A 10,338-nucleotide genomic window follows, 5' to 3' on the forward strand; every position below is an offset into this window, starting at 1 on the left:
TCTTCAAGTGCATCACCAAAAAGCTCATCGTAGGCAGGTGTAAGAATACCTCCTGGACTAACCACATTTACACGGATTTCAGTACCTTTTAGGTCAAGAATCCAGTTGCGAACTAGTGCTCTTAATGCTGCTTTAGATGCTCCATATACACTAAACGCTGGGTTGCCAATTGATCCAGCAGTAGAGCCCGTTACAATAATAGAACCTACTTTGTCCGGGAATAGTGATAACGCTTTTTGAACAGTAAAGATGGTTCCTTTAACGTTAATGTCGAACGTTCTATCAACCTGCTCTTCAGTAATTTCACCTAATGGAAGGAAGTTGCCGATGCCTGCATTAGCAAAAAGAATGTCCAACTTACCTTTTTCCTGCTTTATAATGTCATATAGTTTGTCTAAGTCTTCAAGCTTAGAAATATCACCTTGAACACCGGTTACGTTCTTGCCAATTTGGTTTACAGCTTTATCAAGTTCGTTTTGTCTACGTCCCGTGATATAAACATATGCACCTTCGTTTACAAATTTTTGTGCTGTAGCAAGACCAATCCCACTTGTTCCACCCGTTACAAGCGCTATTTTACCTTCAAAATTACCCATACTTAACACTCCTTTAGAATTATTTTTATTTTATGTCTAATACCTTTGAGTACTTGAAGAACAACTTACAAGATATAGTATCCTTCAGTAAGCATATTAACGGAAGTACCCACTTTTTTGTGATATAGTAACTAAAAAGTAATAAATGTGGAATGGAGAGGTTTAGACTTGAAAAAATTTAGTTGTGGGTTTGAAGTGACAAAGGAAGTTATTGGCGGAAAATGGAAAGGTCTTGTATTATACTTTTTAATGAATGGACCAAAGAGAACGAGTGAATTAAACCGCATTATCCCAAATATAACTCAGAAAATGCTGATTCAAACACTTAGAGAGCTTGAAGCCAGTGGACTTGTGAGCAGAAAGATGTATAACCAAGTACCGCCGAAGGTTGAATATTCATCCACTGAACTTGGAGAATCTCTTAAACCTATCTTGCAGGAGCTCTGTCAATGGGGAGGCTATTATGCGGAGCAAGAGTATGCAGAAGGTGAATATGAAATTGTACAACCAGAACAACTAAGTTAGGATTGATGTAGCTGCTGAAGTAAATGCTAAACAACTTCAATACCATCACCTAACAGATGAAGAACAGTCAGAAATAAATGAGATATTCAATTTTGAAAGTGAAGTTCTAATAAGAAGTGTCATCGACTATATTCAGGAGAACTTTGATGAAATTCAAAAAAGAGCTGTTTCAAATGTTAAAGAGAAGGTTCAGAAACTTAGCCAAAAAATAAATGAAGATATTGATAATAATATTTAATGCCTATGATCTCTAGATAGGCATTTTTTCTTTCGGATAAAAAAAGAAAAGACGTACAAATTGTACGCCTTAATCTGCTTCTGTACTATCAATTTTTCACTGCATAAAAGTCACAGTTCAGGTTGCACCTCAGGTCACACTTTTATTGAGCTTAGTGCGGGTCACACTTCGCTGTGACTCGGTTACAATTCCGCTGAAAATTAACGCTGAATGTTCGGATTTTACTGTGACTCCACTTCGTTTCACACTCCGTATCACACAACGGAATAATTAACGATTATCAATTGTCTCCGGATACAAATCATGGTTCATCATACGGTATTCGGCCATTTTCTCATACTTCGTGCCAGGCTTTCCGTAGTTTGTGTACGGGTCAATGGAAATTCCGCCTCTTGGCGTGAATTTGCCCCATACTTCAATGTAGCGCGGGTCCATTAATTCAATCAAGTCATTCATGATGATATTCATGCAGTCCTCGTGGAAGTCACCATGGTTTCTGAAGCTGAATAGATACAGCTTTAATGATTTGCTTTCAACCATTTTTTCATCAGGAATGTAGCTGATGTAGATTGTCGCAAAGTCTGGCTGGCCTGTTTTAGGACATAAAGATGTGAATTCCGGACAATTGAATTTTACAAAGTAGTCACGGTTTACATGTTTATTCGGGAAGGATTCCAGCACGTCCGGTGCATATTCGAACAAATAATTTGTACCTTGGTTGCCTAGCAATGTTACACCTTCTAATTCTGATTCTTTTCTTGTCGTCATGTTCATCTTCCTTTCTATTATACTCCGCGTTTGTTGCCCCATAACAGGGTGTGCAGCTGCGGGAGCACTCTGACGAGATTCAGCTCCGCATCGACAGCTACCTTATCAACAAGCGCTTCATATTTCCCAAGCAAATGTGCAATCAGTGACTGATCATCTGTCGTATGCACGTCATCATTTCCGACTTGTAAATAAAACGGGATTCCCGGATACCGCTTGTGCACAGTTTTGGCAAATTCCAGATCTTCATCATTAAAGATGACAACCTTCAAGCTGACAGCATGCTGTCTATCATTCTCTTGAAGTGAAGTTAAAATGTGGTCAAGCTTTTGAAAGTTCGTTACCATTTTTGAGCTTGGCGGTTTTGGAGAAATTGTCAGGTCATCAATCAGCGTAAACCAATCCTGATAAACGGTCCCTTGAGTTTCAAGCGCTGCACGGATGTTATTTTCCTTCAGCAGTTCAATAAAAGCATCCAGCTGTTTTAACAGAGCCGGGTTACCGCCTGAGATCGTCACATGAGAAAACGCGTCTCCCCCAATGTCCTTAAGCTCCGCAAAAATCTCCTCCGCCGTCATCCAGCGAATATCTTTTTTAGCAGACCCATCCCAAGTGAAAGCGGAGTCACACCAGCTGCAGGAATAATCGCAGCCGGCTGTCCGGACGAACATCGTTTTCTGTCCGATCACCATGCCTTCTCCTTGAATCGTCGGGCCGAAAATTTCTAATACAGGAATTCCTTTAGCCATTCAAACCACCCTTTTTCGGACGGTAGACACAGTAGCTTGTCGGTGTTTCACGGACAAACACCTGTACACAGGTCGGCTTATTCTCCAAAGTGTCTAAATAAGCCTGTACGTTGTCATAAATCGTTTTCGCCACGACTTCAGTTGTCGGCAGCGAATACCGGTCGTCCTGAGAAAAATCTTCATGATCATTTAATAGCGTGTGATCATAGTTTCCGTGCACCAGTTTTTTGAGTACGCTGAAATTGACAAGAAAGCCTGAATCGTCAAGTTCGTCGCCGGCAACGGTTATATTTACGGTATACGTATGCCCGTGAACCCTGCTGCACGCTCCCGCACTTTCCCGAGGGATAAAATGAGCGGCTGAGATATGCATGTCCTTATTCAGTTCAAACGAATAAGGATGCTGGGCCTGCGGATAAATTTGAGATAACAATTTATGCACGCTCTCCTTTCATCACCATATATTCTTCATAACCTTTTGAACGAAGGTGACATGCCGGACATTCGCCGCAGCCGTCTGCGATGATGCCGTTATAGCATGTCAGCGTGTTGTTTTTCACAAAATCCAGCGCGCCAAGCTCATCTGCAAGCTTCCACGTTTCCGCCTTATTGAGCCACATGAGAGGCGTGTGGATCACAAACGGCTTCTCCATCGCCAGATTTACCGTTACATTGCAAGATTTCACGAATTCATCACGGCAATCAGGGTAACCGCTGAAGTCTGTCTCGCAAACTCCTGTAATAATGTGGCGCGCGCCAATTTGGTAAGCCAGGATAGAGGCAAAGGATAAGAATACCAAATTGCGGCCTGGAACGAATGTGGATGGCAGTTCGCCGTCTTTTACTTCTATCTCAATATCATTTCTAGTCAGGGCATTCGGTGCAAGCTGATTTAAAAGTGACATATCAAGCAAATGATTTTTCACACCAAGCTTTTCCGCAATGGATTTTGCCACTTCAATTTCCTGCGAATGTCGCTGATTATAATGAAAAGTCACCGTTTCGACTTCTTCGAATTCTTTTAAGGCCCACAGTAAGCATGTTGTGCTGTCTTGGCCGCCGCTAAATACGACAATTGCTTTTTCTTTTTTCATGATTCCTCTCCTTCTCCGCAATAAAAACGCCGGCGAGAGACATCGCTACAGCTAATTCACGCAAAAAAAACACCTTTTTTCGGAAGGTGCTCTAGAAAAACATAAAAAAGGCCGTATCCAAGGATACAGCTCGTCCTTAGTTTTTTATAGAGGGTGTAGCTAGAACCTCTCCCGCATATCTCACGGATTTTCTTCAATTTTTTCACTTCTGCTATCTTACCATAATGTTGTTTTTCTTGACAATAAAAAAGTCAGTCCCCGGTTCCTAGATCAATTATCGCTCTATAGTGACGGTTCGTTTCATTATATATATTTATAAACTGCGCCGCCGAGGAGCTTTTTTGCAAAGCAAAGCGCCTATGAAGGCCAGGCTCACATAGCCAAACAAGGGATAAATCGTTGAAATAAGCCTGCCGTACCCTATTTGGCTCGTAATATAAGCCGTGATCATAATGGCCGCAAAGATATATTTGCTTTTCACTGGAAGAAAGCTTTGCACTTGTTTTTCTAATCCATATAGATTACCAATAACTGATGTGAACACTTCTCCGAAAATAATGAGTAAATAAATCAAATGGACAGATCGTGCAAAGAGATAAACCACTTGTGCCATCGGTATATCATACAAAAATACATCCGGAAGAGTTGACAAAGACAGAAAACTCGCGGACAGCACAATCGTCAGCATCGTGCCTCCGATTAAAGCGCCTTTTTTGATCACTTTCTCCGATGACATTTCATTCGCCAGCGGAACCAAAACCGCTTGGGCAAGCGATAAATTCAAAGCCCCGTAAGAAACAGCTGATAACAGCCAATCCCAGCGATGCGGCCAGACCCACTGAGCTGCGTTTCGTGATTCGCTGAATATAAAAGAGTCGGCCACTACAATCATTGAAAAGAGGATTAAAAGGGGAACAACAAACACATTGACACCGAAAATGCCTTTTACTCCTCTAGTCATCACAATTAAGCTCAGACCGATTGTAATAAGCATCCCAATCTGAGCGGACATCCCCAATTGTTCCTCAAAAAGCGCCCCTGCTCCTGAAAGCATGACAGATGTAACTCCGAGGAGAACAAACAGCATAAATACATTGATAATTCGCCCAGCCGCCGCCCCGAACAAAAAGATGTTCATTTCTTGATATGACTTGGCATTGATTCGCTTTGAAATGATCATCAGCTTGGCGCCCAGAAACGTAAACATTCCGCCGCTGACGAGAATGCCGAATAAACCGAACCAGCCGAACTTCAGAAAAAACTCAACAATTTCTCTGCCAGTCGCAAATCCAGCTCCGACTACTGTGCCGACATACACAAAAGCAAGCTGACTTGCAGACCCTTTTGATTGTTCCATTTCTCCCCTCCGAACGAACCGCAGTTTTGTCCATAGATGCCTTTTTATAACCTATGAGACAAGTTCCTTGAAAAGACGAAGAAAACATGTTTTACTTTGTAACAAATTAAAAAATGTTGTGCAAAAGGCTTGAAAGTCAAAGATGGTCAGAGTATACTATTAATCAAAGTTGGTCAAACAAACCGGCCTTTTTTAAAAACCAATTGGTCAAAGATAGTCAAATATTCAGTCTGCTTTGAGCATATTGGTTTGAAAGCCGTTAAGTTTGCCGTATACTAATAGTCAAAGAAGGTCAAATCCAATAGACCTTTTTATTCACTTTCATTGGTCAAAGAAGATCAAATTATTAAGGAGGTTTTGGCAAATGCGTTGTCAACATTGTCATCAAAACGAGGCGACGATTCGCCTTAACATGCAAATAAATTCCGTTCATAAACAGATGGTTCTTTGTGAAACTTGCTATAACGAACTGACCCGTAAACCTTCAATGAGTATGGGTCCTCAATCTTTCGGATTTCCGTTTGAACAGGCATTCCAGCCGAAAGAAAAGAGCGCAGCAAAACAAAGCGGAAAAAAAGGGCTGCTTGATGAGCTGGCTCAAAATATTACAAACGGTGCTAAAGCCGGTCTCATTGATCCCGTCATCGGCCGTGATGATGAAGTGGCGCGAGTGATCGAAATTCTAAACCGCCGCAACAAAAACAATCCGGTTCTTATTGGGGAGCCGGGTGTAGGGAAAACTGCCATCGCTGAAGGACTCGCTTTAAAAATTGCTGAAGGCGATGTTCCAAACAAACTGAAAAACAAAGAGCTATATTTGCTTGATGTTGCATCCCTTGTTGCAAACACAGGGATCAGAGGCCAATTTGAGGAGAGAATGAAACAGCTGATCACTGAGCTGAAGGAACGAAAAAATGTCATTCTGTTCATTGATGAAATTCACCTTCTCGTCGGCGCAGGCTCTGCAGAAGGATCAATGGACGCCGGCAACATTCTCAAACCGGCCCTAGCCAGAGGCGAACTGCAAGTCATTGGCGCGACAACACTGAAAGAATATCGTCAAATCGAAAAAGATGCCGCGCTGGAAAGACGTTTTCAGCCTGTCATGGTGCAGGAGCCTTCAATTGAACAGGCTATCCTCATTTTGCAAGGGATTAAAGACAAATACGAGGCGTACCATGGCGTAACATTCAGTGATGAAGCAATCAAAGCGTGTGTCACTTTATCATCCCGCTACATTCAGGACAGACACCTGCCGGATAAAGCAATTGATTTATTAGATGAAGCAGGTTCAAAAGCCAACCTGTTAATTGATGAACTGAATGACGAGGATGCCGCTGAACGCTTTACTGCAATTGAAGCCGAAAAAACAAAAGCCCTTGAAGAAGAAAATTACGAACTGGCGGCAAAACTCCGTGATGAAGAACTTGCATTGGAGAAAAAACTGAACAGCTCCTCCGCTCATACCGCTGTCACTGTGGAAGCTGAGCACATTCAGGAAATTGTTGAACAAAAAACAGGCATCCCTGTCGGCAAACTGCAGGCAGACGAACAAACGAAAATGAAAGAGCTTGAAGCAAAACTTCATGAACGCGTGATTGGACAAGAAGCCGCTGTTCAAAAAGTGGCAAAAGCGGTAAGACGAAGCCGCGCCGGATTAAAATCCAAAAACAGACCAGTCGGCTCCTTCCTCTTCGTAGGTCCTACCGGCGTAGGGAAAACAGAGCTTTCTAAAACACTGGCAGATGAATTATTCGGCACAAAAGACGCTATTATCCGACTCGATATGAGCGAATACATGGAGAAACACGCCGTATCTAAAATTATCGGTTCACCGCCTGGATATGTCGGCCATGAGGAAGCTGGACAATTAACTGAGAAAGTGCGCCGCAATCCTTACAGCATTGTGTTGCTGGATGAGATTGAAAAAGCACACCCAGACGTTCAGCATATGTTCCTGCAAATTATGGAGGATGGCCGTCTGACAGACAGCCAAGGCAGAACTGTAAGCTTCAAAGACACAGTGATCATCATGACAAGTAATGCGGGTGCTGGTGAGAAACAAACGAAAGTCGGTTTCCAATCAGATGACAGTGTCATCGAAGAACAAACATTGATTGATTCACTGAGCATGTTCTTTAAACCTGAGTTCCTCAACCGTTTTGACAGCATTATTGAGTTCCGCTCATTGGAAAAAGAACATCTTGTCAAAATCGTCAGCCTTCTTCTTGGAGAACTTGAAGAAACATTGGCTGAACGGGGCATTAGCTTGAATGTGACAGATGAAGCGAAAGAAAAAATCGCTGAGCTGGGCTACCACCCTTCATTCGGTGCACGTCCGCTTAGAAGAACCATCCAAGAATGGGTTGAGGATGAAATGACCGATCTGCTGCTTGATAATGGCGAGATCACAAGTTTTCACGTGATTTTAGAAGATGATAAAATCAAAGTGCGAGCGAAATAACAATCAGCGGTTTCCTTTTAGGAAGCCGCTTTTTTTATACTTTCATACTCTTGACTTAGAAATTACCGTCCCTTCTCCTGAAGCGCTACTTCCCTTCATCCTTTACACTTTTTTTAAGGAGGGATGGAACATGTTTATATACAGTGAATATGTATTTCTACTATTATATGAATACCATCTGAAGGACAGCTTGCAAGCAAGCTGCTAATTTCAGTAGACCCCCGGGCTTTTCAATTTTGGAGAGCCCGTTTTTGTTTATTTCTCCCTTCTATGCCTCTTCCTTGAATATTTCATGAACAAATTCACAATGTCCCTAAAGTTCCGGGCACCAAAACCGATATTAACCATAGACAAGCTAGTAAAAAAGGATTTGGTGAAAAACTATGGATAAAACTTCGTTAATCGGTATTATTCTTGCTTTTGTGGCATTGAGCGTCGGGATGGTTCTGAAAGGCGTCAGTTTCAGCGCCCTTGCAAACCCCGCTGCCATTTTAATTATTATCGCCGGGACAATCTCAGCAGTCGTTATTGCGTTCCCAACAAAAGAAATTAAAAAAGTGCCTGCGCTGTTTCGAGTGTTATTTAAGGAAAATAAACAGCTCACAATAGAGGAACTCATTCCTATGTTCTCTGAATGGGCTCAGCTTGCACGCCGCGAAGGTCTGCTTGCTTTAGAAGCAAGCATTGAGGATGTAGATGATGCTTTCTTGAAAAACGGGCTCAGCATGGCTGTTGACGGGCAAAGCGCGGAATTTATCAGAGATATTATGACAGAGGAAGTCGAAGCAATGGAGGACAGGCACCAAGCCGGAGCCGCTATTTTTACACAAGCGGGAACGTACGCTCCGACACTTGGAGTACTCGGCGCTGTAATCGGGCTGATTGCCGCTCTCTCTCATATGGATAACACAGATGAGCTTGGACACGCCATCAGTGCCGCCTTTGTTGCCACACTTCTCGGTATCTTTACAGGGTATGTGTTATGGCATCCTTTCGCAAATAAATTAAAACGAAAATCAAAACAAGAAGTAAAACTGCGTGAGGTCATGATTGAAGGTGTTTTATCCGTTTTAGAAGGACAAGCACCGAAAGTCATCGAACAAAAGCTTTTAATGTATCTTCCTGCGAAGGACCGCTTGAAATTTGCAGAACAAGGAGAGGCGCAAAATGGCGAGAAAAAAGAAGAAGAAGCATGAGGACGAGCACGTTGATGAATCATGGCTCGTTCCTTACGCCGACATCCTTACTCTTCTCCTGGCATTGTTTATTGTGCTGTACGCGAGCAGCTCGATTGACGCAGCTAAGTTTCAAATGCTCTCAAAATCATTTAATGAAGTTTTTACAGGCGGCACCGGTGTACTGGACTACTCCAGTGTCACTCCTCCTGAAAACGAGTCAGACGGCATCGATGAAGTGAAAAAGGAAAAAGAAGAGAAAGAGAAAAACAAGAAAGAAAAAGAAAAAGCAGCTGATCAAGAAGAACTTGAAAATGTGAAGAGCCAGGTGGAAAAGTTTATCAAAGATAAAAAGCTGGAACATCAGCTGGAGACGAAGATGACTAGTGAAGGCCTTCTGATTACGATTAAAGACAGCATCTTCTTTGATTCTGGAAAAGCGACCATCCGTAAGGAAGATGTGCCGCTTGCAAAAGAGATTTCAAATCTTCTTGTGATTAACCCGCCAAGAAATATCATTATCAGCGGACATACTGATAATATGCCAATTAAAAATTCTGAATTCCAATCAAACTGGCATTTAAGCGTCATGAGAGCGGTAAACTTTATGGGGCTCCTGATTGAAAACCCCAAGCTCGATGCAAAAGTGTTCAGCGCCAAGGGTTATGGCGAGTATAAACCGGTGGCTTCCAACAAAACTGCGGAAGGCCGAAGCAAAAACCGGCGGGTTGAAGTTCTCATTTTGCCAAGAGGCGCAGCGGAAACAAATGAAAAATAGCAAAAAAGGAAGCCTTGTGACATATCAGGCTTCCTTTTTTTACTTATTATGAAACTGTTTTGCGTTTAATCCTACTCTTTTTAACATTTCGGTGCACATCTCTACCTCTTCTTCGCTTAATACGCTGATCATTTCATCAATTTCAGCAGCGTGATCAGGGAAAATATCGTTCAAAAGACCGATGCCTTTTTCAGTAATTTGCGCAAATGTCACTCGTCTGTCTGTAGGAGACGCTTTCCGAATGAGAAGTTCTTTTTGCTCCAGCTTATCTACAACGTATGTGATGCTCCCGCTAGCCAAGAGAATTTTATCTCCTATCTGCTGCAGCGGCTGATCGCCTTTATGGTACAAAAGCTCTAGCACAGCAAATTCAGTCGGATTCAGCCCATGCTTATGAATATGCTTATTCATATGATCGTTAATAGACCGATACGCGCGCGACAGCACGATAAATAACTTCAGTGATTTTTCTGTCATGTCTCAATCATCCTTTTAGAAACCGTTACAGAGAAACATTAATAAACAAAGACCAAAATGTCAATAAAAATCTTTCCAATATTTCTCTTCTTTTTTAAAATGTAAGCTTGCCAACAC

General features: G+C 42.2%; 11 protein-coding genes and 1 riboswitch. Of the genes, 4 read left to right on the plus strand and 7 right to left on the minus strand.

Annotated elements, in window-relative coordinates:
* Nucleotides 1–596, minus strand: a 596-nt coding sequence (locus RAC86_RS29245; protein ID WP_377886325.1) for an SDR family NAD(P)-dependent oxidoreductase, incomplete at its 3' end; no start/stop codon positions are given.
* 168 nt (nucleotides 597–764) lie between these two features.
* On the opposite strand from RAC86_RS29245, the gene RAC86_RS29250 reads away from it, so the two are divergent.
* Entirely contained in the window at nucleotides 765–1,121 is a 357-nt protein-coding gene (locus tag RAC86_RS29250) for a winged helix-turn-helix transcriptional regulator (protein WP_025284649.1), read from the plus strand.
* 508 nt (nucleotides 1,122–1,629) lie between these two features.
* Here RAC86_RS29250 and queF read toward each other — a convergent pair.
* The 5 genes from queF to RAC86_RS29275 form a co-directional block, all read right to left on the minus strand.
* On the minus strand, nucleotides 1,630–2,127 hold the full coding sequence (gene queF, locus RAC86_RS29255; RefSeq protein ID WP_003218613.1) for a preQ(1) synthase: 498 nt from the start codon (nucleotides 2,125–2,127) through the stop codon (nucleotides 1,630–1,632).
* Nucleotides 2,128–2,144: 17 nt separating this feature from the next.
* Nucleotides 2,145–2,876: a 7-carboxy-7-deazaguanine synthase QueE gene (queE, locus tag RAC86_RS29260; RefSeq protein WP_003232460.1), complete on the minus strand. Its 732-nt coding sequence runs from the start codon at nucleotides 2,874–2,876 to the stop codon at nucleotides 2,145–2,147.
* Entirely contained in the window at nucleotides 2,869–3,318 is a 450-nt protein-coding gene (queD, locus tag RAC86_RS29265; RefSeq protein WP_003232462.1) for a 6-carboxytetrahydropterin synthase QueD, read from the minus strand. Before queD ends, queE begins: the two co-directional genes overlap by 8 nt.
* Nucleotides 3,311–3,970 carry a 7-cyano-7-deazaguanine synthase QueC gene (gene queC, locus RAC86_RS29270; protein WP_021479407.1) on the minus strand — a complete coding sequence of 220 codons (660 nt, stop codon included), beginning with the start codon at nucleotides 3,968–3,970 and terminating at the stop codon, nucleotides 3,311–3,313. The genes queD and queC overlap by 8 nt, the downstream gene beginning before the upstream one ends.
* A 130-nt stretch (nucleotides 3,971–4,100) precedes the next feature.
* Nucleotides 4,101–4,145: riboswitch (PreQ1 riboswitch) on the minus strand.
* Nucleotides 4,146–4,283: 138 nt separating this feature from the next.
* Nucleotides 4,284–5,327, minus strand: a complete 1,044-nt coding sequence (locus tag RAC86_RS29275) for a YkvI family membrane protein (RefSeq protein ID WP_076457776.1) — start codon at nucleotides 5,325–5,327, stop codon at nucleotides 4,284–4,286.
* A gap of 364 nt (nucleotides 5,328–5,691) precedes the next feature.
* On the opposite strand from RAC86_RS29275, the gene clpE reads away from it, so the two are divergent.
* From clpE to motB, 3 genes are all read left to right on the plus strand, one after another.
* On the plus strand, nucleotides 5,692–7,791 hold the full coding sequence (gene clpE, locus RAC86_RS29280) for an ATP-dependent protease ATP-binding subunit ClpE (protein WP_377886326.1): 2,100 nt from the start codon (nucleotides 5,692–5,694) through the stop codon (nucleotides 7,789–7,791).
* Nucleotides 7,792–8,174: 383 nt separating this feature from the next.
* Entirely contained in the window at nucleotides 8,175–8,987 is an 813-nt protein-coding gene (gene motA, locus RAC86_RS29285) for a flagellar motor stator protein MotA (protein WP_003238984.1), read from the plus strand.
* Nucleotides 8,959–9,744, plus strand: coding sequence for a flagellar motor protein MotB (gene motB / locus RAC86_RS29290; RefSeq protein WP_003232473.1), 786 nt, complete (start codon nucleotides 8,959–8,961; stop codon nucleotides 9,742–9,744). The genes motA and motB overlap by 29 nt, the downstream gene beginning before the upstream one ends.
* A 39-nt stretch (nucleotides 9,745–9,783) precedes the next feature.
* Here motB and mhqR read toward each other — a convergent pair whose 3' ends face one another.
* The gene (gene mhqR, locus RAC86_RS29295) at nucleotides 9,784–10,221 is read right to left on the minus strand and encodes a MarR family transcriptional regulator MhqR (protein WP_003232475.1); all 438 of its coding nucleotides are present in this window, start codon (nucleotides 10,219–10,221) and stop codon (nucleotides 9,784–9,786) included.
* Between the last annotated feature and the right edge of the window lie 117 nt (nucleotides 10,222–10,338).

This window comes from Bacillus sp. LR_5 (assembly GCF_042709275.1).